General features: G+C 64.0%; 16 protein-coding genes, 1 pseudogene and 1 riboswitch. Of the genes and pseudogenes, 9 read left to right on the top strand and 8 right to left on the bottom strand.

Going from position 1 to position 22,903, the window contains the following annotated elements; translation table 11 throughout:
- Positions 1-8 precede the first annotated feature (8 nt).
- The 3 genes from E0E00_RS01680 to E0E00_RS01670 are packed head-to-tail and all read right to left on the bottom strand — an operon-like array spanning position 9 to position 3,291.
- A complete protein-coding gene (locus E0E00_RS01680; protein ID WP_130810817.1) occupies positions 9-800 on the bottom strand; it encodes an energy-coupling factor transporter transmembrane protein EcfT in 792 nt (263 codons plus the stop codon).
- Complete coding sequence (locus E0E00_RS01675; protein ID WP_130810815.1) at positions 800-2,662, bottom strand: ABC transporter ATP-binding protein; 1,863 nt, start codon at positions 2,660-2,662, stop codon at positions 800-802. Before E0E00_RS01675 ends, E0E00_RS01680 begins: the two co-directional genes overlap by 1 nt.
- Before the next feature lie 11 nt (positions 2,663-2,673).
- Positions 2,674-3,291, bottom strand: a complete 618-nt coding sequence (locus E0E00_RS01670) for an ECF transporter S component (protein ID WP_130810813.1) — start codon at positions 3,289-3,291, stop codon at positions 2,674-2,676.
- A 6-nt stretch (positions 3,292-3,297) separates the two neighbouring features.
- Positions 3,298-3,433: riboswitch (FMN riboswitch) on the bottom strand.
- Positions 3,434-3,666: 233 nt separating this feature from the next.
- Between E0E00_RS01670 and murB the strand changes: the two genes are divergently transcribed.
- Complete coding sequence (gene murB, locus E0E00_RS01665; protein ID WP_130810811.1) at positions 3,667-4,602, top strand: UDP-N-acetylmuramate dehydrogenase; 936 nt, start codon at positions 3,667-3,669, stop codon at positions 4,600-4,602.
- A 178-nt stretch (positions 4,603-4,780) separates the two neighbouring features.
- Here murB and E0E00_RS14255 read toward each other — a convergent pair whose 3' ends face one another.
- From E0E00_RS14255 to E0E00_RS01655, 3 genes are all read right to left on the bottom strand, one after another.
- Positions 4,781-4,927 (bottom strand): hypothetical protein, encoded by a 147-nt coding sequence (locus E0E00_RS14255; RefSeq protein ID WP_165443499.1) that lies wholly within the window; start codon positions 4,925-4,927, stop codon positions 4,781-4,783.
- Positions 4,928-5,046: 119 nt separating this feature from the next.
- Positions 5,047-6,411 (bottom strand): PFL family protein, encoded by a 1,365-nt coding sequence (locus tag E0E00_RS01660; RefSeq protein ID WP_130810809.1) that lies wholly within the window; start codon positions 6,409-6,411, stop codon positions 5,047-5,049.
- Positions 6,412-6,484: 73 nt separating this feature from the next.
- Positions 6,485-7,672, bottom strand: coding sequence for a helix-turn-helix domain-containing protein (locus E0E00_RS01655; RefSeq protein WP_130810806.1), 1,188 nt, complete (start codon positions 7,670-7,672; stop codon positions 6,485-6,487).
- 145 nt (positions 7,673-7,817) lie between these two features.
- Here E0E00_RS01655 and E0E00_RS01650 point away from each other — a divergent pair, with 145 nt between their 5' ends.
- From E0E00_RS01650 to E0E00_RS01615, 8 genes and pseudogenes are all read left to right on the top strand, one after another.
- Entirely contained in the window at positions 7,818-8,831 is a 1,014-nt protein-coding gene (locus E0E00_RS01650; RefSeq protein WP_130810804.1) for an NAD(P)-dependent oxidoreductase, read from the top strand.
- Between the two features lie 2 nt (positions 8,832-8,833).
- Positions 8,834-10,369 carry an NAD(P)-dependent oxidoreductase gene (locus tag E0E00_RS01645; RefSeq protein ID WP_207302610.1) on the top strand — a complete coding sequence of 512 codons (1,536 nt, stop codon included), beginning with the start codon at positions 8,834-8,836 and terminating at the stop codon, positions 10,367-10,369.
- A gap of 110 nt (positions 10,370-10,479) precedes the next feature.
- Positions 10,480-12,024: pseudogene (locus E0E00_RS01640) on the top strand (MFS transporter).
- A gap of 2 nt (positions 12,025-12,026) precedes the next feature.
- Positions 12,027-14,699: a family 78 glycoside hydrolase catalytic domain gene (locus E0E00_RS01635; protein ID WP_130810802.1), complete on the top strand. Its 2,673-nt coding sequence runs from the start codon at positions 12,027-12,029 to the stop codon at positions 14,697-14,699.
- A gap of 3 nt (positions 14,700-14,702) precedes the next feature.
- The gene (locus E0E00_RS01630; RefSeq protein WP_130810800.1) at positions 14,703-17,051 is read left to right on the top strand and encodes a glycoside hydrolase family 3 C-terminal domain-containing protein; all 2,349 of its coding nucleotides are present in this window, start codon (positions 14,703-14,705) and stop codon (positions 17,049-17,051) included.
- A 10-nt stretch (positions 17,052-17,061) separates the two neighbouring features.
- Positions 17,062-17,802, top strand: a complete 741-nt coding sequence (locus E0E00_RS01625) for a GDSL-type esterase/lipase family protein (RefSeq protein WP_130810798.1) — start codon at positions 17,062-17,064, stop codon at positions 17,800-17,802.
- A 2-nt stretch (positions 17,803-17,804) separates the two neighbouring features.
- Positions 17,805-18,707, top strand: coding sequence for an alpha/beta hydrolase fold domain-containing protein (locus E0E00_RS01620; RefSeq protein ID WP_130810795.1), 903 nt, complete (start codon positions 17,805-17,807; stop codon positions 18,705-18,707).
- On the top strand, positions 18,704-20,230 hold the full coding sequence (locus E0E00_RS01615) for a family 43 glycosylhydrolase (RefSeq protein WP_165443498.1): 1,527 nt from the start codon (positions 18,704-18,706) through the stop codon (positions 20,228-20,230). Before E0E00_RS01620 ends, E0E00_RS01615 begins: the two co-directional genes overlap by 4 nt.
- A gap of 437 nt (positions 20,231-20,667) precedes the next feature.
- On the opposite strand, the gene E0E00_RS01610 is transcribed toward E0E00_RS01615, so the two are convergent.
- Positions 20,668-22,074 carry an ATP-binding protein gene (locus tag E0E00_RS01610; RefSeq protein WP_130810791.1) on the bottom strand — a complete coding sequence of 469 codons (1,407 nt, stop codon included), beginning with the start codon at positions 22,072-22,074 and terminating at the stop codon, positions 20,668-20,670.
- Positions 22,071-22,790, bottom strand: coding sequence for a LytTR family DNA-binding domain-containing protein (locus E0E00_RS01605; protein ID WP_130810789.1), 720 nt, complete (start codon positions 22,788-22,790; stop codon positions 22,071-22,073). The genes E0E00_RS01610 and E0E00_RS01605 overlap by 4 nt, the downstream gene beginning before the upstream one ends.
- Positions 22,791-22,903: the final 113 nt, after the last annotated feature.

The raw sequence follows: 22,903 nt of genomic DNA, 5'->3' as shown, positions 1-22,903 counted from the left end.
CCCTTGTCTCATAGCGCTACGAGAAGGGCGGTCATCGCGGCGACAATGGCGACGGCAATGGCGTCTCGCGCGGCAAACTTCAGCGGATGCCAGTGGCTGCGCGTGGCACCGCCCACGTAACAGCGGGCGTCAAGGGCCCGTGCAAGGTCGTCTGCGTGGTGCATGGAGCTCGCCATGAGCGCGACAAGGACAGAGCCCAGCGCGCGCAGACGCTGCACGGGGCTTCCGCTTGACACCTCGCCGCCGCGCGCGGTCTGCGCGTCCGTGATGGCGGCGGCATCGTCTGCCAGCGTAGGAATGAAGCGCAGCATAAGCGAGAAGACCATGGCAAGCTCGTGCCCCGGAAGGCCAATCCTCGTGAGCGGCGAGCAGAATGCGTCGAACGCGTCGCCCAGCTCGGTGGACGTTGTGGTAAGCAGGAGCAGCGCCCCTGCCAGGATTGCCGCCAGCACGCGGACGGGGTAGAGCACGGCTGCCCACGCGCCTCCCCGGGTGATGGTGAGGGTCCCCGCCGAGAGCAGCACGTCTCCCTCGCGTACCAGGAAAAGGTTGAACAGCGCGAGGAGCAGCAGGACCCAGAACACGCCGCGCACGGAGTCCAGCACCTCTCCGGCCGGAACACGCGAGATGGCGAGAAGCGCCAGCACACACGCTACCAGGGCGACAAGGGAGAGTGGCCCATGCACGAAGAAGGTCGCAACCATGAGTGCCACGGCACATGCCGCCTTCGTGCGGGGGTCAAGCCGGTGGATGGGGGAGTCTGCGGCATAGTACTGACCAACCGAGATGCGAAGCGCCATTACTCCTCACGCCCCTCTGCGACGCCGGCCGCGCAGGCAATGGCACGCGCCAGGGTTTCGTCCGTGAGGGGGTCGCCAAGAGGCGGGGTCCCCAGCCCCTCGAGCGCGCGGGCAAACGCGAGCGGCTTGGGGATGCCCAGCCCCATGTCGTGGAGGCTCTCGACGTGTGCTGGAGAGAACACGCCCGAGGGCGCGCCATCGAGAACAACCCTGCCCTCGTCGAGAACAACGACCCGGTCTGCCCGAGCTGCGTCCTCCATGGAGTGGGTGACCTCCACGAGCGTTGTCCCGGCGCGGCGCACGTCCTCGAGCACGTAGCGGAGCTTGTGCCTGCCGCGTGGGTCGAGTCCCGCCGTGGGCTCGTCGAGCACGAGTACCTGTGGCTCCATGGCGAGAATGCCCGCAATGGCGCATAGCCGCTGCTGGCCGCCAGAGAGCTCAAACGGCGACGCATTGTCTTTCCCCACGAGCCCCACAAGCTCGAGCGCCTCGCGCACGCGGCGCTCGGCTTCGTCTGAGGGAAGGTCCAGGTTCCTTGGGCCAAAGGCGACGTCTGCCGCAACGGTCTCGGCAAAGAGCTGCCGTTCGGGGCGTTGCATCACGTAGCCAACGTGCCCGTGGAGCCTCCGGCGGAGGCGACGATCGGCTGTGGTGATGCCGTCCACTGTGACCTTGCCCTCGTCGGGAACCTCGAGCGCGGCGATGAGTCGCAGGAGCGTTGACTTCCCCGAGCCCGTCTGGCCCACAAGCGCAACCCACTCGCCGCGTCCCACGCGAAGCGTTACGTTGTCGAGTGCCTGAGCCGTGAGGCCTTGCTTGCGCAGGCAGTGAGTCCGGGCATACGAGAACGAGACCGCGTCTACGTCCACGGCCGGCCCCGCGTCTGCAGCGTGCGGCAACGCCGAGGCAGCGCCTGGCATGGGGCACGTCACGGTCGCCGCGTCCGCATGGCATGCCGCTGCGGCCTGGTCATCCCGAGGGTGGTGGAGAAGCGCGTTTGCAACGCCTTCGAGCAGCGTCTCCTCGTTGCAGGTCCATGCAACGCCCAGTCCCAGGTCGCGCAGGCGAGAGGAGAGCCTTCCTGCGAGGGGCTCCTCCAGCCCCAGCTCGCACATCATGTCAACGTGCGAGAAGACCTGCTCGGGCGTACCCTCGAGCGCGATGCGGCCATGGTCGAGCACCACCACGCGATTGGCACCCAACGCCTCGCTCATGAAGTGCGTGACGTGGATGACGGTGCAGCCGTAGCCGCGCAGCCTATCGACCACATGCATGATGGAGCGTCGGCCACGCACGTCCAGGGCAGACGACGGCTCGTCGAGCACCAGCACGCGCGGCTCCATGGCAAGCGCGCCGGCGATCGTCACGCGCTGGCGCTGACCGCTGGAGAGTCGTGCAGGGTCTGCCTTGGCGTAGCGCTCCATGGCAACGCGCCTGAGCTCACGGCGGACGAGGTGATCGATCCGCTCGGGTGGAAGGCCAAGGTTCTCGGGGCCAAAGGCCACGTCCTCCTCGACCACGCTGGTCACAATCTGGTCTTCGGGGTTCTGGAAGACCAGTCCCAGGCTTCTCCGCGCGCGCGCATAGGCATCAAAGTCGGGGCCGCCCTCGGTGAAGACGCGCTCTCCCACAAGCGTGACCGTACCGGCGTCAGGGGCGAGAAGCCCGCACGCCACAGAGGCAAGCGTCGACTTGCCGGAGCCGTTGGCGCCAAGGACGCAGACCCTCTCGCCAGGCCTTACCTCAAGCGAGAGATCGTCGAGCGCGCAGACGTTGCCGTACGAGAGCGTAACGTGCGAGAGCGAGACAATCGCCTCGCTCTCGCCTGGGCCAGCGACGTTATCAACTGTTGCCGTCTTCACCGCCGTGACCGTTACGCTTCGTTGGCGCCCCGAGCGAGCGCGTCAACGCCCATGGCCTTGCAGGCCGGCTTGAAGACGAGGGCAAACACGACACAGTTAAGCACAATCTTGATGAGGTTGAACGGCAGGAGCGCCGGTACCACACGGGCAAGCACGTCATTGAGGGCCATACCGGTGTAGAACGGCGTCACGATGAGGTTGCCCACAATGCAGGCGGCGAGACACACGACACCGCCAAGGACGAGGCCTGTCACCATGCCGCGAGTGCTCTTGTGGTGCTTGTACACGAGCGCGGCGGGAAGCACGAGGGAGATCGTGGCGAGGACCGCCATGACCACGCCGTAGATGCCGCTTGCCGTGGCAAGGTGCACAAGGTAGGGGATTATCGAGACCACGGCTCCGGTTGCGGGGCCAAACGCGAAGCCGGCGATGAGCGCCACGATGCCCGAGGGGTCGTACTTAAGCCACGTGACTCCGGGGAGGATGGGGAACTCAAGCAGCAGCGTGCATATGGCGGCAACGGCGCAGAAGAGCGCCGTCACCGCGATGCGCCTCGTGCTCCAGCCCGAGGCATTGGCAGAGGTTTTGTGCGTGGAGTGCATAGATGTGCGCGGGGAAGTGGTTGCCATGTGGCATCTCCGTTTCTTCCGTCCGGACTGTAACCGTTGGTCCTGGAGTCTCACCAGGTCAGCCGCCTTTTTAGCGGGTCGCGGACTTCGCGCCGAGCGCGTCACCACCAGTGGGGATTTTCACCCCGCCCTGAAACCGTCATGGGAACTATAGCACTTCTCGCCATGCGCGAGCGTGAAGTGATGCGGGCCTGAGACGGATACCAACGGGACGGTGGGGCAACGGGCCAGCGAGCCGATCTTCCGTGCCTGTGGTGTTGGGAGTGCAAGAGCAGGATGAAGGTCTGTGCGCAGCATTCAACATCTAGTCCGTCTTGCTATACTCAAGTGCCGAGCACGTGCACACAGCGTGCAAAACCCAAACTGAGGAGCAAGATGTCCGAAAGTGGCACTACTGGCGACGACCACTTGCAACCGCTCGCCTGGAAACTCCGTTCGATAGTCGGCGAGGACAACGTCCTGGCAGACGAACCGATGAGTGAGCACACTACCTTCAAGATCGGCGGTCCGGCCGACCTCTTCGTGATTCCCGAAGACTTTGACGATCTCCACGATGTCATCGATGCCTGCAAACAGGCAGAGGTGCCCTACTTTGTGCTGGGCCGTGGCTCGGACCTTCTGGTTTCAGACGAGGGGTACCGTGGCGTGATCGTTGCGGTGGGCGACGGGCTCGTGGGCGTGAGCGTCAATGACGACGAGATGTGGTGCCAGGCGGGAGTAACGCTGCGCGAGGCCTCCGAGATGGCCTGCGAGCTTGGGCTATCTGGCCTCGAGTTTGCATGCGGCATTCCGGGCTCCATCGGCGGCGCGTGCTTCATGAACGCGGGTGCCTATGGCGGCTGCATCGCCGACGTCCTCAAGAGCGTGCACGTCCTGCACCAGGACGGCCACGAGGAGACCATCCCGGCCGACCAGCTTGACCTGGGGTATCGCCACAGTCGTATTGCCGACGAAGGCATGGTGGTTCTCTCGGCAACCTTTGACCTCAATCGTGGTGACCCCGAGCAGATTCGCGCGACCATGGACGACCTCACGCACAGGCGCGAGGAGAAGCAGCCGCTCGAGCTTCCCAGTGCCGGCTCGACATTCAAGCGTCCCGAGGGCTACTTTGTGGGCAAGCTTGTCACCGACGCCGGCCTTCGCGGCTATCAGGTCGGTGGGGCTGCTGTCTCGAAGAAGCACGCTGGCTTCGTGGTGAACCTGGGCGGTGCCACGGCCGCGGATGTGCGTGCCGTGATTCTGCACGTGCAGGACGAGGTTGAGCGCCAGTTTGGTGTGCGGCTCCAGCCCGAAGTGCGCTTTTTGGGGTAGGGCCGTGTGTGCGTATCCGTCCGGATGGCGCGCTTTGACGGTTGGTGGCAGTTTTGGGCAAATTCCTTATGTGAAGCCGTCGGAGTCGCAATTCGCTGACCTGCGCTCCATCAGAAGTCGAACCGTTTGCTACTCGGGGGCTCCCCGTAAAACTGCCACCAAACGTAAGAACGCGCCATCAGGTGCCCGCAATACCTCTGCAGGCAAGCCCGACCGCCTCGGCTTCGTCGTCGGCAATGCGGTAGGGCTCGTGGCCTGCAGAGGAGACGGCGGCAACGTTGCGCTTGGCAATCTTGCGGCCAATGTGGCGTGCATGCCAATGCATGAATGCGCAGTATGTGGCCTGGGTCTCGCCGTGGGGAATGCTGGCGAAGCGCCGCGAGAGAGACGCCGGAACAGAATGCTGCAAGCGGGGCGCGGGCGCGCTCTGTGGCGAACCTGCCCCTAGTTCTTGAGGCTGTTCAGTGGCGCGGGGAATCGCCCGCCGCGGTGCGCAAGCACGTTTCCAGCGAATCGGTTCACGCTCATGACTGGCGCGCTGCCAAAAAGGCCACCAAACTCGAGCGTGTCGCCCTCAGCGTGCCCGATGGCGGGAATCAAACGTACGGCCGTGGTCTTGGTGTTGATCACGCCGATAGCCATCTCGTCAGCGATGATGCCGGCAATGGCCTCGACCGGCGTGTCCCCAGGGATGGCAATCATGTCCAGACCCACGGAGCACACGCTGGTCATGGCCTCGAGCTTCTCAATCGAGAGCGACCCGTCCTCGGCCGCGCGAATCATCCCGGCGTCCTCCGAGACGGGAATGAACGCACCTGAGAGACCGCCCACGCTGGAGCTGGCCATGACGCCGCCCTTCTTGACGCAGTCGTTAAGAAGCGCCAGAGCACAGGTGGTACCAGGGCCTCCGCACTCGCCCACGCCAATGATCTCCAGGATCTTCGCCACGGAGTCCCCGGCGGCAGGCGTCGGTGCAAGCGACAGGTCGACAATGCCCTTCTCCACGCCCAGGCGCCGCGACGCCTCGCGGCTCATGAGCTCGCCGGCGCGCGTGATTTTGAACGCCGTCCGCTTGATGGCCTCGGCGACCTCCATGAGGTTTGCGCCATCGGGCAGCTGCTCCAACGCCGCAGCCATTACGCCTGGGCCCGAGACGCCTACGTTGATGACGGCATCTGCCTCGCCAGACCCATGCACGGCGCCAGCCATGAATGGGGAGTCCTCCACCATGTTGGCAAAAACCACGAACTTCGCCGCACCGTAGCAGTCGATGTCTGTGGTTCGCCGCGCGCACTCGAGGATGGTCTCGGCCGAGAGAAGCACGGCATCCATATTGATGCCCGCCCTCGTCGACGCAATGTTAAGCGAGGAGCACACCCGCTCCGTCGTTGCCAGTGCCTCGGGAACGGAGGTGATGAGCCGCCTGTCAGCGCTGCCGATACCCTTCTGTACCAGCGCCGAGAAGCCGCCCATAAAGTCGATGCCCAGCGTCCGTGCGGCACGGTCCATGGCATGTGCGATGGGGGAGAGGTCCTCGTCTGCACAGCCGGCCGCCACCTGCGCCACCGGCGTCACTGAGACGCGCTTGTTGGCGATGGGAATCCCGTACTCTGCTGCCAGGTCGTCGGCAACCGGGACGAGGCGTTCTGCCTGGTGCGTGATGCGGTCGTAGATCTTGTCGCACATGCGGCCCATGTCCTCGTCGGCGCAGCCGGCAAGCGAGATGCCCATGGTGATGGTCCTAAGGTCAAGGTTCTGCTCCGTGACCATGGCGAGCGTCTCTGAGACTTCCTGCGGGGTGATCTCCATATGGTGTCCTTCGCTGGTGGCCGCTGCGTGCATGCCCAGCCATTATACGAGAAGAGTGTTGCGCGTCAGTTGCCTATCCGTGCAACCGCCACGCCCGAGGGGTCATGCCGGTCTCGCGGCGAAACACCTCGCTGAAGTGGCTCTGGGAGCAGAATCCCAAGTAGGTGCTGATGTCGAGTAGCGATTGGTCGGTGTTTGCGAGCAGCGACTTTGCCTCTTCGATCTTCTCGTGCCGTATGTAGTCTGCAAGTCCCATGCCCGTCTCCTGCTTAAAGCGCGTGGAGAGAAACCCACGGCTCACAAAGAGCGCCTTGGCCACGTCCTCGGTGCGGATGGGCTCGAAGATGTGCGCACGAACGTAGTTTGTGGCACTGAGCACGAGCTCGGAGGGGTTCTCGCCCAGGCGCAGGCGACCCACGCGCTCGGCGTACTCGACGGCCATGTGGTAGCCAAGCTCGCCCACCCGTTGGGTGTCTCCGGCAAGCTCGCAACGGTTGATGTAGGAGTCGCTGAGCGCAAGCGCCTTGCACGAACCCATTCCTCCTGAGATTGCCGCTCGAGAGATGACCGTTGTGGCGGCAATGAAGGTGTCCTTGGCGTTGCGCAGGGGGTTCGAGGAGAGCACGCCTGCCCTGAACGACGGGAGCCGCGAGAAGTATGCGCGCAGCTCGTCCGGGCGACCCTGCCGCACGAGGGCGCATACGACCTCCTCGATCTTGAGCGAGGAGTTTTTCGGTCCCTCGTGTGTGGAGAACTCGTTTGCTCGGAACTCCTCCTTGGCGAGGTTCGAGTCGAGCACGCGCTGCACGTCGTCGTGGACCATCACCTGGTCGATGTCGACCCTCTCGCCGCTGGTGGCAAACGCGATGGCGCAGAGCACCTGCACGGTGGTGAGTGTCGGCAGCGTGGTGAGCGAGCGCATGCCGGCCGTGAACTGCGGCAGGTCGGCGGGGGAGACGCCGAGCTGGGCTGCCATGGCGGTGACCTGGGTGCTCTGGAGGGGAGCCTCGGGTATGGGCCCAAGCACAAGCCGTGCGTCTCCGGCAACGACAACGCCAAGGTAGAGGTTGTCGTCGACGGGAACGTAGCCAACAGGGCCGTCGACGTCGAGCGCCTGCTTTTCCCACAGGGCAAGCGGGTCTGCGGGAAGCCTCACGGGGATGTGTGCCGAGGCCAGGGAGTTTCGCTGGTAGACGTGCGCGGGCACAACGGCGATGCTCGCCATGAGCGTTGCCAGGTAGTCGATCCCCTCGAGGTCCATAGGGCTTCTCCGCCAATCGTGGTCGCGGCCTCTGGATGAGGACAAGTCTACAAAAACGATGACACAAAAGATATCCCTACTGTACGGGCATGACTACTCTGGATGAAGTTCGATGATGCTCGGCAAAGTAAGGAGAAGGTGCTTCATGAAGGTTTTCATGATTGGCGGAACGGGACTTCTGGGAAGCGAGGCAGCGCGCGAGCTTATCGCACGTGGTCACGAGGTTACGGCACTGGCGCTTCCACCCGTGCCCAAGGGAGCCACGCTTCCGCCTGAGATGAAGGTCGAGTTTGGAAACTACCTCGAGATGAGCGACGACGAGATGCGCTCCCACCTGCGCGGCTGCGACGCCTTTGTCTTTGCCGCCGGCGTCGACGAGCGCGTGGAGGGGCCGGCCCCCATCTATGACCTCTATAGGAAGTTCAACATCGATCCCATCAGGCGCCTCTTGCCGCTCGCCAAGGAGTGCGGCGTCAAGCACGTTGCCATCTGCGGCAGCTACTTCGCCTACGCTGCCAAGAAGTGGCCGCAGATGCAGCTCACGAAGTGGCACCCCTACATCAGGAGCCGCATCGACCAGGAGAACGCCGCTATGGACGTTGCCGGACCCGGCTTTGACGTCGCAGTGCTCGAGTTGCCCTACATCTTTGGCACGCAGCCCGGCCGAAAGCCTGTGTGGGTGTTTCTCGTCGGGCAGATCCGTAGCATGAAGGGTGCCACCCTGTGGACCCGCGGCGGCACGGCCATGGTCACGGTGCGCCAGGTGGGGCAGGCCATCGCCGGTGCCATCGAGCGCAACCGCGGCGGCAACTGCTATCCCATTGGCTGGTGGAACATGACGTGGGAGGAGATGCTGCGCCATGTCCACAAGCACATGGGCTGCCCCGAGAAGCCCATTCGCACCATTCCCACCTGGATATACGCCATCAGCGGCTGGAAGCTGCGCCGCGACCAGAGGAGGAGCGGCATCGACGGCGGTCTCAACATGGTGAAGTTCGCAGACATCCAGACCTCCGAGCTCTTCATCGACAAGAGCCTGGGAGCCGTGCCCCTGGGCGTGACCGATGACGACATCGATGCCGCCATTGGGGACTCCATTCGCCTCTCGCTTGACGTTGCCGACAACAAGGCCGACGTCATCTCGATGAAGGGGGAGTAGCCATGGCAACCGCAGGGCAGCCCAGCATGCCGAGAAAGGCGCGCGTCCTCATGACGGGAGCCTCGGGCGGCATGGGCATGGCGTCGCTCAGGCAGATGGTGCCGGAGCTCGGGGATGCCTACGACCTCGTGGCCTTGGTGCGTGACTCCAAGAAGAACCGCAGCGAGATGGCACCGTTCGAGGGAACGCGCGGCTTTGAGGTCGTGTGGGGCGACCTCGACGACGGCGCGGCGCTGCGTCGCTGCCTCGAGGGCACAGACCTTGTCCTCCACATCGCGGCGTTTGTCTCGCCGGCGGCCGACTACCATCCAAAGACCGCCATGCGCGTGAACTTCGGTGGCACCAAACGCCTCATCGACACGATCCACGAGCTGGGGCAAGACGATACCACGGCCTTTGTCTACATCGGCACCGTGGCCGAGACCGGCGACCGCATGCCGCCCATCCATTGGGGTCGTGTGGGCGACCCAATCAAGCCCAGCATGTTTGACTACTACGCCGTGTCCAAGGTGGCTGCGGAGCGCTACGTGATCGAGTCTGGCCTTGCGCGCTGGGCGAGCCTTCGCCAGACGGGCATCATAGGGCCCGCGATGGTGCAGGTACGAGATGCGATTCAGTTCCACAACTGCCTCTTCAACGTGCTCGAGTACTGCTCGGACCGAGACTCCGGACGAGCCATGGCGCACCTTGCCTCCTATGACGCCAAGGGTACGCTCGATCCCTCGTTCTGGTGCCACGTCTACAACATCGGCGGCGGCGAGAGCTGCCGCGTGAGCACCGTCGCCATGTACCGCAAGCTCTACGGTGAGCTGGGCTTCACGAGCCTGGACCCGGTCATCGACAACAGGTACGTTGCCACCCGCAACTTCCATGGCCAGTACTACCTCGACTCCGACAGGCTCGAGGACCTCCTCCACTTCCGCAGCGACTCCATGCAGTACTTCTATGACGAATACCTCAGGGCCATGGGGCCTGCTGCCATAGGGTCCGCGCGCTTTCTCTGTCGAATTCCCGGCGGGCAGCGCCTCATGGGCTCGATCATCAAGAAGTCGACGTTCGATAAGCTGCTCGACGCCGACCACGGCACGCGCCACTTCATCCAGGAGGGGATGGACGACAGGATCGACGCCTACTGGGGCAGCCGCGCCGCCTGGGAGGCGCTGCCCGAGAGGGTAAGCGACATGCCCGAGTTCACCGACTGGGACCACGTGGTCCCAATCGACCACGGTTATGACGAGTCCAAGCCCGAGGAGGAGCTCTCGCTGGAGGACATGCGCGGCGCTGCGGAGTTCCGCGGCGGTAAGCTTCTCTCCACCAGCATGGAGAAGGGCAACTGGCAAGCAAAGCTGCGCTTCCGTTGCGCGTTTGGGCACGAGTTCGAGGCCAGCCCGCGCCTCGTGCTTGAAGGTGGCCATTGGTGCCCGACCTGCGAGGCCAAGAGCTGGAACTACGGTGCCCGTGCGAAGGTTGACCCGTTCTTCGCGCAGGTGTGGAACCCCCTGCACAAGCCTGACGAGATGCGCGAGTATCCAAAATGAGACAAAGGGAGTTTCCCCTTGTCTCACCCTTGTCTCATGACAAAACGAATAGCTACAACACAAATACGTAAGAATTTGGTTCTCCCGCCCCGTACAGTACAGACAACGAGATGAAAGCGAAAGCCCATAGGGGCGCAGAGAAGGGGAGGAAACACGCCATGGGAGGCCTGCGGCTGTCATTTGCCAACAAACCGGTCTTTGACTCTCGGGTGAGGTCAGAAGAGGTGCGGCCGGCCGAGAAGATCTTAGGCTACCTGGTGGGACCCGTTGGCCCGGCACTCGTGAATTCGGTTCTCGCCAGCTACCTCAACGTGTTCTACACCGACGTGCTGGGACTCACACTGCTCTGGGGAGGGCTCTTCCTTCTCATCTTCCCAATCGTCTCCAAGGTTGCAAACGCCGTGGTGAACCTTTGAGTGGGCAAGCTCATCGAGCGTACGCACACGCGCCAGGGCAAGGCCCGCCCGTACCTGCTCGTCTCAGCCCCCATCTTCTTTGCGACCACGGTCCTCTGCTTCACGGTGCCCAACCTGGGCCTTGTTGCCGAGGTCATCTGGGTGGTGGTGAGCTACAACCTCTTCTACCTGTGTGCCAACTCCCTCTACACCATGGCGCACAACCTCATGGTGCCGCTCTCCACGCGCGACTCCGAGGCGCGCGGCTCGCTCTCGGTGATGAACAACATCGCGCAGACCATGGCCACGGGCATCATCATCGCGATGCTCTTCCCCATGCTCGTGCTGCCGGTGATCGGCGCCGACCAGGCGGCATGGGCCGTGATGGGCTGGATCTTGGGCGCCGTCGCACTGCCGCTCATCCTCATGGAGTACTACTTCACCCGCGAGCGCGTGACCGAGGAGCAGGGCGAGCAGGCAGCCGAGGAGCTCGTGCCCTTCCGCGAGCAGATCCGCACCGTGATGGGCGACAGGTACTGGGTCATCCTGATGCTCTACCTCTTCATCTACACGCTCTCCCTTAACTTCAAGAACCTGTCGCTGCTCTACTTTTGCAACTACGTGCTGGGCTCCTACAACGACGGCATCACCCTGACGCTCATCAACGTGATCGGCGGCGTCCCCATGGGCCTAGGCATCTTTGCCGTGTGGCCCGTCGCCAAGCGCGTCGGCCTGCGCAACTCCACGCTCTGGGGCTTTGTGATCATGGCCGTGGGCTCTGCCGTCTGCGCGCTCTTCCCCACGAGCATGCCCGTGGTCCTCGTGGGCCAGTTCATCAAGAACGTGGGGTGCCTGCCAGCCTCCTACGTCTTCATGGCCCTCTTTGCCGACGTGCTTGACCACTGCGAGTGGCGCTTTGGCTTCCGCTGCGACGGCCTCTCCAGCGCCATCTACTCCATCATTCAGACCGTGTGCGTGGGCGTTGCCAACGGCGTCTTCAACCTCATGCTTGGCGTCACGGGCTACGTGCCGCCCTCCGTCGTGGACGGCGTCACCGTTGCCGCTCAGCAAAGCGACGCCACCAAGGCCGTCTTCGTCTTCTTCCTGGTGCTTGACATCATCACGTCCATCGTGATCGTGGTGCTGCTCTCTCGCCTGAACGTCGAGAAGACCATCAAGCAGGAGCAGGAAGAGATCAAGGCGCGTCACGAGGCCTCTGGCGCGGCCGATGCGCCAGCCGTCACCACCAAGGAGGGCTAGCCATGCGAGCCACAAACCTCACCGCAGCGTGTCTCACGAATCCCCTGGGCATAGACGTCAGGTGCCCCGAGCTTGCCTGGATTGACGAGGACGGTCTTTCCCAGAGCGCCTACCAGGTGGAATGCAAGGATGGTGCGGGTGCCACGCTCTGGGACACGGGCAAGGTCGCAAGCGCCTCCATGCGCATCGCCTGGCCCGGTGCCACCCTTGCCAGCCGCGAGCGCGTTACGTGGCGCGTGCGCCTCTGGGATGACGGTGACGCCTGCGGTCCCTGGTCCGAGTCCGCAAGCATCGAGGAGGGGCTTCTCTCGGCAGATGACTGGTGCGCCCGTTGGATCAGCGGCAGCTACGACGTTCCCACCCCGCGCACAGGTGCGATGGGCAACTTCAGGCAGATGGTCGCCGCCATGCGCCCAGCGAGCCCCGACCAGGTGGTGACCGAGCCCATCCTCGAGGGCCGCTACCCCGTGGACTGCTTCCGTCGAGCGTTCGCTGTGGGCAAGGCTCCGGTGCGGGCACGTCTCTACATCACCGCATGCGGCCTCTACGAGGCACGCATTGACGGCGAGAAGGTCGGGGACTTCTGCATGGCGCCGGGCCACACGGACTATCGCAAGCGCGTCCAGTACCAGACCTACGACGTCACTGCCGCGCTGGCGACGGGTGCGCACGAGCTCACGGTCCAGCTTGCCGATGGCTGGTATCGCGGGTCCTGTGGCGCGTGGGGGCTTCTCAACCAGTATGGCACCCAGACAAAGCTTTTGGCGCAGCTCGAGGTGACGTATGCCGACGGCCACGTTGATCGTGTTGCCACAGATACGGACTGGCAGTGGTCAAATGACGGCCCCATCCTCTTTGCCGACAACAAGGACGGCGAGATAGTCGACGCCACGCGCGCCCCCAGCTACGCCGGGCATGCCCGCGCTGCTCGCCATGACGTTGCCCCCACGGCCTCGAACAACGTGCCGGTCACGATGCACGAGCGCTTCTCACCTGCGCCCGTGACTGCCCCAAACGGACGGATGCTTTTTGATCTGGGCCAGAACATCGCAGGCTGGGTGGAGCTCGACTTCTTTGCCCACGAGGGAAAGCACGTGCTTCTGCGCTGCGGGGAGATGCTGGACAAGGAGGGCAACCTCACGCTCAAGAACATCCAGTGCGCTCGCGAGGGCTTTGCCACGCCGCTGCAGCAGGTGGAGTACGTGTGCCGGGAGGGCCACAACCACTACTGCACCACGTTTGCCGTGTTCGGGTTTCGCTACGTCGAGGTGGAGACAGACGCCAGGCTGGGCAAAGGCGACCTTACGGCCATTGCGCTCTACTCCGACATGCGCCAGACCGGGAGCTTCGAATGCTCCAACGAGCTCCTGAACCGCTTCTTCGAGAGCACCGTGTGGTCCACGAAGGGCAACTCGCTCGACGTTCCCACCGACTGCCCCACGCGTGAGCGCCACGGCTGGTCGGGAGACGCGCAGATCTTCTTCGAGACCCTCTCGTACCTCTTCGACTGCCGCTCGTTCGAGCGTAAGTGGCTGCATGACCTCTTCGACTGGCAGAAGAGGGATGGCAAGCTCCCCCAGGTGGCGCCTGCGGGCGGCGTCGACTCCTACATGCGCTTCCTTGACGGCTCGGTGGGATGGGCGGATGCCGGGATTCTCATCCCGTACCGCTACTGGAGGCACTACGGCGATGCTTCGGTGCTGGTGGAGCTCTACGACGGGATGCGCCGCTACGCGGAGTTCATGATTCGTCACTGCGGGCGGCGCGGCCCCTTCTCCAAGCGCGTTGGCATCCATGGCGAGGCAAAGAAGTACCTGGTCAACATGGGTCAGTGCTATGGGGAGTGGGCCGAGCCCGCAGACGTCCACAAGATGGACTGGAAGGACACCGTGGCACCGCATCCCGAGGTGGCAACCGCCTACACGGCCTACGTGCTGGGATGCATGGCCCAGATTGCCCGCGAGCTTGGGCATGAGGAGGACGAGGCCAGGTATCGCCGGTATTCCGAGGGCTGCAAGCTTGCCTACCAAGAGCTCTCGCGGCTGCCCGAGTTCTCGCTCGACACGGGCAGGCAGGCGCGTCTGGTGCGGCCTCTGGCCTTTGGCCTCCTGGACCCCCAGCAGACCGCATATGCGCGCGAGCGCCTGGTGAAGGCATGCGAGAGCTACGGGTGGCGTCTGGGCACGGGGTTTCTCTCCACGCCGCTCATCCTGGACGTGCTTGCCGAGTATGACCTGGATGCCGCCTACCGCCTGCTGGAAAACGAGGAGATGCCGGGCTGGCTCTTCATGCCCAAGATGGGTGCCACCACGGTGTGGGAGTCGTGGGAGGGCACACAGGCCCAGGGAGGCATCGCCTCGCTCAACCACTACTCCAAGGGTGCCGTGTGCGCGTGGCTCTTCCGCGTGATGTGCGGCATCACGCCCGACGGCGAGCGGCACTTCACGGTGGCATCGCGTCCGGGAGGCCGCTTCGCGTATGCAAAGGCAGGCTACGAGAGCCCCTGCGGGTTTGTCGGCTGTGGCTGGCAGCGTGTGGGGGACGGCTGGAGGTTTGCCGTGGAGGTGCCTGCCAACTGTGCGGCTACGGTGGTATTGCCGGACGGGTCCACCCGCGAGGTGGGTGCCGGTGTTCACGAGTTCGAGTGCGTCGCGCGTGCGGCAAGGGAGGGCTAGAAGATGGATTCCAAGTACACCAGGGCCGCCGAGAAGGCCGTGGGCGCACTGAGCGAAGAGCAGCTCGTGGACCTTGGCGTTGGCGCGGACTTCTGGAGGTCGAAGGGGTTTTCCCAGGCGGGGGTGCCAGCCCTCACGGTGAGCGACGGCCCCAGCGGGCTTCGCTACCAAAAGCCCGGCACCGACGCCAAGGGCATGACCGTCTCGGAGCCGGCAACCTGCTTCCCCGCGCTGGCGACGCTTGCCGCCACCTGGGACGCAGACGTTGCCGGGCAGGTGGGGCGCGCCATAGGGGCCGAGGCTCGTGCGCTTGGCGTGGGCGTTGTCCTGGGGCCGGGGCTCAACATCAAGAGAAGCCCGCTCTGCGGCCGCAACTTCGAGTACTTCAGCGAGGACCCGCTTTTGACGGGCACCCTGGCCACGCGCTACGTGCAGGGCGTCCAGTTCACGGGCGCGGGCTCGTGCATCAAGCACTTTGCCGTGAACAACCAGGAGTACAAGCGCTTCTCCAACGACTGCATCGTGGACGAGCGGACGCTGCGCGAGATCTACCTGCGTGCCTTTGAGATGGTGGTCCGCGAGGCCGAGCCCCAGATGGTCATGAGCGCCTACGTGATGCTCAACGGCATCTACTGCAGCGACAACAGCCACCTTCTGCGCGACATCCTGCGTGACGAGTGGGGCTTTGATGGCGTCGTGGTGACCGACTGGGGTGGCATGCACGATCGCGCTGACGCCTACGAGGCCGGCTGCGACCTGGCCATGCCCGGCGGTGGCAGGCACCTGCAGGGACAGGCGTCTGCTGCGCTGGCCTCGGGTAGGCTGCGCCGCGAGCGCGTGCTCGAGTCTGCCAGGCGTCTGGCCGCGCTGGCGATCGCGCATGCGAACGATGCGGAGGGAGCGCCTGCCGTGGACGTTGTCGCCAACCGTGCGGTTGCGCGTCGTGCTGCCGCCGAGGGGCACGTGCTTCTCGCCAACGATGGTGTGCTCCCGCTTGCGGCGGGCGCGAGCGTGGCGCTTGTAGGGCAGCTGGCTGAGAAGCCCCGCTATCAGGGTGGGGGCTCCAGCCACATCAACGCACGGCATGTTTCAAGCGTGCGCGAGCTGCGTCCTGGCTGGTCATACGCCGCAGGCTATAACGCCCGCACCGGGGAGACGACGGATGAGCTGGTAGAGGAGGCCGTGCGCACGGCCGGTGAGGCGGACGTGGCCGTTGTGGTGGTGGGACTGCCCGAGACCATCGAGTCCGAGGGCTACGACCGAGATGACATGCGCCTGCCCGAGGGGATGGACCGGCTCGTGGCCGCCGTCAACCCGCGCACCGTGGTGGTGCTGCAGTGCGGAAGCCCTGTCGAGATGCCCTGGGAGAAGGACGTTGCCGCGGCGCTGTACGCAGGTCTTGGCGGGGAGGCGGGTGCCGAGGCGACGGTCGACGTGCTCGAGGGCGTGGCGAATCCCTCCGGCAAGCTGCCCGAGACCTGGCCGCTGTGCGCGGGAGACGCTCCGTGCATGGGGTGGTGGGGCAACCCGCATCGTCAGTCGCAGTACCGCGAGGGCGTGTTTGTGGGGTACCGCTACTACCAGACCGCAGGCGTCCCCGTTGCGCACTGCTTTGGGCACGGGCTCTCGTACACGAGCTTCTCGTACGGTGACCTTGAGGTGGATGCCGCTAGCCGCACGGCGAGCTTTGCGGTCACGAACACCGGGGAGCGTGCTGGTGCGGAGGTGGCCCAGGTCTACGTTGGCGCGCCTGCGGATGGGGTGCCCCGGCCGCGCGTCCAGCTTGCGGGCTTTGCGCGCGTGCCGCTTGCGCCGGGTGAGACGCAGCGTGTGAGCGTGGAGCTGGACGAGAGGTCCCTCTCCGCCTGGGATGGTGGTTGGAAGATCTCCAGTGGCATTTACCAGGTCTTTGTTGGCTCCTCGGTTGAGGACGTACGGCTTTCGGGCACGCTGGAGGTGACAGGTGCCGGGGCCACTGCTCCCGATGCGCTTGCCGGCACGTGGTACCAGGCGCCCAAGGGAAAGCCCACCCAGGCAGACTTCGAGGCCCTGCTCGGGTACGCCATTCCCCCCGAGGCACGCCACACCAAGGGCAGCTACGACGAGACGGACTCGCTGCTCGAGATGGCCGAGACCTCCGGTGCCTGCCGCTTCTTCGCCGACCAGATCAAGGGCGCCATCGAGCGCGGCTATGAGGACAAGACCGACCCGCAGTGCCGCATGTCAATCATGTCCAGCGCGGGATGTGCGCTGTTTGGCCTGGTGAACTGCTCGGGTGGTGCCATGCCCGTGTGGCTGGCAAACGCGCTCCTGAACCTGGCCAACGGCCACGCGCCCTGGCACAGAAGGTAGGTGCAAGCGTATGGACCTGGGAAAGAAGATGGTGTTCGATGTTGCCGCAGGTGCCGTGGCGGTGCTTGTGGGTCTCGTGGTCACGGGGCAGCGCATAGGCTGGGGCCCGTTCGCGGGGCTGCGCGACTGGGAGCCCGACGTCAGGTCAATCGAGGACCGCTACGACGCGAGCTCGCGCGAGGGGGAGGTCGTCTTCTACGGCATGAGCAACTTCACGTTGTGGAGCCAGCTGGATGACGACTTCCCGCAGTACAGGGTCCAGAACCATGGGTTCGGCGGAAGTACGGACGAGCTTCTGGTCAAGTATGCGGACCGTCTGCTCTATCCGTATGACCCTGCGGTCGTGGTGTTTCAAACTGGGTCGAACGACTACACACAGATGGTGGGGACAGATGACGAGAAGCTTCGCAAGTGCATGGACTACAAGAGGGACATGTACGCGACGTTCCACGATAGGCTTCCCGATGCCAAGTTCGTGGTGATGAGCGGACTGCTGCTCCCGGGCCGTTCCGAGTACACTGCGCTGACGCAGCGTGTGAACGAGGAGCTTGCAAAGCTGTGCGAGGAGCACTCGGACTACATGACGTTCGTGGATGCGTCTGCGATGACGTATGACGCAGGCGAGTATCGTAGCGACCTCTTTAGGAGTGATGGCATCCACCTGAACCACGAGGGAGAGCTTGCGTGGCGTGACGGGTACATCCTGCCCGCTCTCGACGAGGTTGCTCCGCAGAGCTGCAGGAGGGGCTAGCCATGACCAGCGCGTTTGCACACCTGATGAACGTGGTCTTCCGGCTGATGCCGCAGGATGAGCCCGGCCAGTCCCACGATTACGTGGCCGAGAGGCAACGCAACGACCGCAAGCCGCCTCGTCCTCCCAGGGGCGTGGTGGTCGAGCAGATTGACCTTAACGGACTGGGTGGGGAGCGTGTCACGAAGCCCGGCAATCACCACGGTTGGGTGCTCTACATCCATGGTGGTGGCTTTACCGTGGGGTCCGCACGCGAGCGCCGCGAGATATGCCAATACATCGCCGACCGCTTTGGCTACAATTGCGTGAGCTGCAATTACCGGCTGGCGCCAGAGCATCTGTGGCCGTCACAGGTGGATGACGCGTTTGCGGCGTGGAAGGGCCTTCTCGCCCTAGGGGTCGATCCCAGCGAGGTTATCCTGGCAGGCGAGAGCGCTGGTGGCACGTTGGCGCTGTCGTTGGCGTTGCTGCTCAAGCAGCGGGGAATGGCACAGCCCAAGGGCATCGTCGCGCTCTCTGCCTCGGTGACGCAGGCTGAGGTGCTTGCCTCGCACAGGGCAAACGCGGATACCGACTACATGCTGCGGCACGCTGTCGAGCAGGGGCAGCTGCGTCTGGTCTACGGGAAGCACCGAGACGACCGGGCATTCCTGCGCGACCCCATCGTCTCGCCCCTGTACGGTGACTATGCGGGCTTGCCGCCGGTGTTTCTCAGCGCGTCAGACACCGAGGCTCTGCTGGACGACTCGCGCGAGCTGCACCAGCGGCTTTGCGACGCGGGGCACCCCTGCGCAATCGACATCCAGCACGGGTGTTGCCACGCGTTCCAGGTTTTCACCCGCATGCCCGAGGCACGTGCGGCGCTGGCTGCGGCGTTCGCGTTCATGGACGGTGGCGGCCGGTGAGTACTGGCTTGCGTGAGTTCGACGGGCTGCGGGGCCAGGCGGTGAACCCCTTCCTGCCGCAGGACGTCTACGTGGCTGACGGCGAGGTGCACGTCTTTGGCGGGCGCGCCTATCTCTTTGGCAGCCACGACGTCGAGGGCGGAAATGAGTTCTGCATGGGCGACTACGAGTTCTTCTCGGCACCGGTAGATGACCTCTCGGCTTGGACTAGCAGGGGCGTCAGCTACAGTCCGCGGCAGGACCCGCTGTGGAGCCCTCGGCGTCGCTACGCCTATGCCCCTGACGTAGTGCGTGGCAACGACGGCCGTTTCTACCTGTATTACTGTCTGGCCGGCTACCAGGGGCCAATCAGCGTGGCAGTGTGCGATGAGCCCGACGGCAACTATGACTACCTGGGGTTCGTTCGAAATGAGGATGGCTCGCTCCTGCGGCGCTTCGTGCCCTTCGACCCGGCGGTCATGAACGACGGCGGCACCATCCGCCTGTACTACGGCACGTGGTGGCCATTCGACCAGATGCCTGTCGTGCTGCGCCCGGTCTTCCGTCGCGTGGAGGCGGGCATGTTTGGCAAGACGCCGCAGCAGATAGCCGCGCAACCTGGTGGCGTCATGGGACCCGTCACCTGCACGCTGCAGGATGACATGCTGACGGTGGCCACGCAGCCCGTCCGGGTGCTACCCACAGACACCAGGCACACGCCGTTCGCCAGCCACTTCGCCATTCCAGCACTGTCTGCGGGGCATGGCATGGTGGGCCATGGGTTCTTCGAGGCGTCCAGCATACGGAAGGTGGGGGAGCGCTACGTGTTCGTATACTCCTCGGTGAACAACCACGAGCTGTGCTACGCCACAAGCGACCGCCCCGACGGGGGCTTCACGTATGGTGGAGTGCTGGTGAGCAACGGCGACGTGGGCGTGGACGGCCGCGACGAGCGCGACCGCGCCAATGCCACGGGCACCACGCACGGCTCCATTGAGCGCATCGGTGACCAGTGGTATGTGTTCTACCATCGGCTGACGCACGGCACTGACTGGTCTCGCCAGATGTGTGCCGAGAAGATCTTTCCACAGGCAGATGGCTCGATTGCGCAGGTGCCATTGACCTCGTGCGGACTTAGCGAGGGCAACCTGCGCGGGCGGGGCACCTATCCCGCCACCATCTGCTGCCACCTCACGAACGGGCACATGCCGCATACGGGCAACCGGGCAGTGCAAGGCATCCCCATGGTGACCCACGAGGGCGAGGGGTCAGATGCGGTGCGTTTCGTGGGAGGAATGTCTGGCGGCTGCTATGCGCTCTACCGCTACTTCGACCTGACGAGAACCCGTGGCGTCGGAGTTGTGGGGCGCGGCAGCGGATCGCTGGAGGTTCGAGTGGACGGTGCCTCTGTAGGGAGACTTCAGCTGGATAGTGCCGAGTGGCAGACCTCGCAGGTGGATGTGCATGGACTCGGCGCTCGCGTCTCGATTGAGCTTGCGTGCTTGAATGGGTGCCTGGACCTGCTGGCATTGGAGCTTGCCTAGGTGTTGCGGGTGCCCTTGGGGCCGTCTGGAACTGGTGCCTCTGAGATTATCGCGCGCAGCTTTTGGTCTCCTCGACGTTTGCCCAGTTGGGCGAGAAGCAACCGTAAAGTTACGTGCATTAATTGCTGCCGCCGAAGGTCTGGCGACACCAGGGCCACGGGGTGGCGTGCCGTGCTGGGAGTGGCGCACCCCGCTGGAGGCGGGTTGCCTTGCCCCATCACTCACTTGGTTGTGAGACAGGCTTCTCTCTACTCAGCCATGTCCGTAAGGCTTGCCTTGTCACGCGATGAGCTTCGAGGTTGGGGGCAGGCGATCTGGTCGGTTCCCATGGATGTGAACCCATCTGCTGCTCCTGCCCTTCGCTGGGCGGGAGGGGCTGTAGGTGGGGGCAGGGTCAGTTGGCGGCCTCAAAAGCCAGTGCGGCCGCGGTGCCGTGCTCAGCACGAGTTCGGCGCACCGTTCTTCTCCATAGGCAACAGGGCATCCACGCAAAACGTCACATCGCTAGCGGAGAAGCTGATGGTGCCGCCGTAGCGCTCTACGATGGCGCGCATGGAACGGGTGCCAAAGCCATGGTCTGCGGTAATGGCCTTCGTGGTCCGTGGGAGGCCGTCGTAAAACTCCAGGTCATGGGTACCCGGATCATAGTAATTCTCGACATGGACGCTTGCCATGCCAGCGCGCATGCGAACGATGAGCGAGATTGACCGGTGCGCTTGGTCGTCGAGCGCAGTCACCGCTCGTACCGCGTTGTCGAGGGCGTTTCCGAAGAAGGAGTAAATATCAGCGGGTGCCATCCCCGCTAGCGCCGTGCCATCGGCGATGCAGCTAAGTGTAATGCTGCTTCTCTCGCACACAAGGTTCTTCTCCGTGAGAATCGTGTCCAAGGCCTCGTTGCCCGTGCGCACTGCCGAGTCGTATACGCGAATCTCGCTGGCCACGCCGTCGAGCGCGGACCTGTCTACGGAGGTGCCACCGTCGGCGAGCGTCCTTATCTGGTGGCGCAGGTCGTGGCACTTGAGATTGATGGCCTCGATGTTCTCCCGACTCATGGCATATTGGCGTTCGCGCTCGGCGAGCAGGCGCTCTGCCGTGGCCTTCTCGCCCGCGAGCCGGTGTACCGCCACGACTTGCACCTCTGCGGCCATCACGAACGAGCAGACCAATATATGGATGAGACGCAGGCATATGACCGCATCCATGCGGAGTGCGCCAAGGACCACATACTTCAGGATGAGGTCGAAGCCAATCACGCCAAACACAACCACGGCAATCATGGGAAGAAGCGTTGGGTCGAGATGCCCGGCAAGCCCCGAGGGGTCAATGCGACGGATGAACACCTGCCATGCCATTGCATATACCAATGCGTAGTATGCAACGGTGAGAGCAAGGGGCATCGCTGTGAAGAGGCGATTCGCACCTACGGGAGTCAGGCCAATAAGCTCCCAGACGCTACTCGCCAGGTTTTGAAGCGCATACCCCGCTGTCGCGCAATAGGTCGCTGCGAGAAAGCTCATCTCGAAGCAGGAGGGCAACGCAGGTATGGTGGCAACGAGGGCCATGGCGCAAAACGCCAAGGGGGCGATGACCGCGGGGAGCTCCGCTCCGATTCTCCCAATCTCCATTGCGCACTGGATGTCCTCGGGACTGGCAACGAGAAACGTCACGCAGATCATGATTACAGAGATACCGAGAAAACCAACCACAATGGCCGCTGCGCGCACGGGCGCTTGAGATCTGCGTGGCTGCCCATGCGCAAACAGGCTGGATGCGCAGAGGACCTCCGCGAACATCGCGGTGGACGAGATGGCCTGGGCAACGATGTCTATGGGGATCGGCGTCATATGGTGCCACCCAGGTATCGTGCGAGCGTTTCCATGCCTGGACGCTTGCGCGATCGACTGAAGTAGAGCATCGTGCCGTCATCGAGCATGACCGCATCCCCGCGCACCGTCGCGATGTGCCCCATGTTTGCGATGCATCCCTGGCTCACGAGGAGGAACTTGTCCGTTGGAAGCTCATCTACCAGCGATTTTATGCTGCCTCGTCTCCGAAGGCCCCCTTGGATTCCGCACAGATGGAACACGAGGTCGTGCTTGGACAGCTCGACATAGATGATGTCATCAATCTCAACGAGTCGCATTCCGCCAGCGGTGGGAATCGCCACGGTCCTGCCTGCGTTCTTCTTCACGGCGCGCATGGCCCGGTCCATGCGCATCGAGAAGTCCCCATATGCGATGGGCTTGACCATGAAGTCCAGTGCATCGACCTGATAGCCGCGTACCGCATACTGAGCGAGGTTAGTCACAAAGATGAGTGGCGTCGTGGTGTCTGATTCGCGAAGCATCTCTGCCGCCTCCATGCCGTTGATGCCGGGCAGGTCGATGTCCATGAAGACGAGGTCTGCCTGAATGGCGTCGTTTACCAGCTCGAAGGCCGTGACCGAGCGCGTCGTGATGAAGCGGATGCCATGCACTTTCCCATAGTGCTCGAGGTGGTTGAGAAGGATGGTGGCCTCTTCATCGGAGTCCTCCACCATGAGTATCCTGCAGTCTGTCATGAGACACCCCTTCCATCCCCACCTCCTGTAGCGTACTAGATTCAACCGGTCCTGTCCTCACGGTCTGGCAGAGCGGCTTCTGTCGCGCAGCCGGCAGAATCAGTCAACACCCA

Source organism: Olsenella sp. Marseille-P4559, assembly GCF_900605015.1.
Lineage (GTDB): Bacteria > Actinomycetota > Coriobacteriia > Coriobacteriales > Atopobiaceae > Tractidigestivibacter.
The sequence above is the reverse complement of the archived record's forward strand: the minus strand, read 5'-3'. Positions and strand labels throughout refer to the sequence as shown.

Bases quoted from the DNA above. Each gene is read 5' to 3' on its own strand.
- E0E00_RS01645 (WP_207302610.1), top strand. From the start codon at position 8,834: ATGGCAACCGCAGGGCAGCCCAGCATGCCGAGAAAGGCGCGCGTCCTC.
- E0E00_RS01655 (WP_130810806.1), bottom strand. From the start codon at position 7,672: ATGGACCTCGAGGGGATCGACTACCTGGCAACGCTCATGGCGAGCATC.
- E0E00_RS14255 (WP_165443499.1), bottom strand. From the start codon at position 4,927: ATGCATTGGCATGCACGCCACATTGGCCGCAAGATTGCCAAGCGCAAC.
- E0E00_RS01670 (WP_130810813.1), bottom strand. From the start codon at position 3,291: ATGGCAACCACTTCCCCGCGCACATCTATGCACTCCACGCACAAAACC.
- E0E00_RS01630 (WP_130810800.1), top strand. From the start codon at position 14,703: ATGGATTCCAAGTACACCAGGGCCGCCGAGAAGGCCGTGGGCGCACTG.
- E0E00_RS01660 (WP_130810809.1), bottom strand. From the start codon at position 6,411: ATGGAGATCACCCCGCAGGAAGTCTCAGAGACGCTCGCCATGGTCACG.
- E0E00_RS01635 (WP_130810802.1), top strand. From the start codon at position 12,027: ATGCGAGCCACAAACCTCACCGCAGCGTGTCTCACGAATCCCCTGGGC.
- E0E00_RS01620 (WP_130810795.1), top strand. From the start codon at position 17,805: ATGACCAGCGCGTTTGCACACCTGATGAACGTGGTCTTCCGGCTGATG.
- E0E00_RS01680 (WP_130810817.1), bottom strand. From the start codon at position 800: ATGGCGCTTCGCATCTCGGTTGGTCAGTACTATGCCGCAGACTCCCCC.
- E0E00_RS01610 (WP_130810791.1), bottom strand. From the start codon at position 22,074: ATGACGCCGATCCCCATAGACATCGTTGCCCAGGCCATCTCGTCCACC.
- murB (WP_130810811.1), top strand. From the start codon at position 3,667: ATGTCCGAAAGTGGCACTACTGGCGACGACCACTTGCAACCGCTCGCC.
- E0E00_RS01625 (WP_130810798.1), top strand. From the start codon at position 17,062: ATGGACCTGGGAAAGAAGATGGTGTTCGATGTTGCCGCAGGTGCCGTG.
- E0E00_RS01605 (WP_130810789.1), bottom strand. From the start codon at position 22,790: ATGACAGACTGCAGGATACTCATGGTGGAGGACTCCGATGAAGAGGCC.
- E0E00_RS01650 (WP_130810804.1), top strand. From the start codon at position 7,818: ATGAAGGTTTTCATGATTGGCGGAACGGGACTTCTGGGAAGCGAGGCA.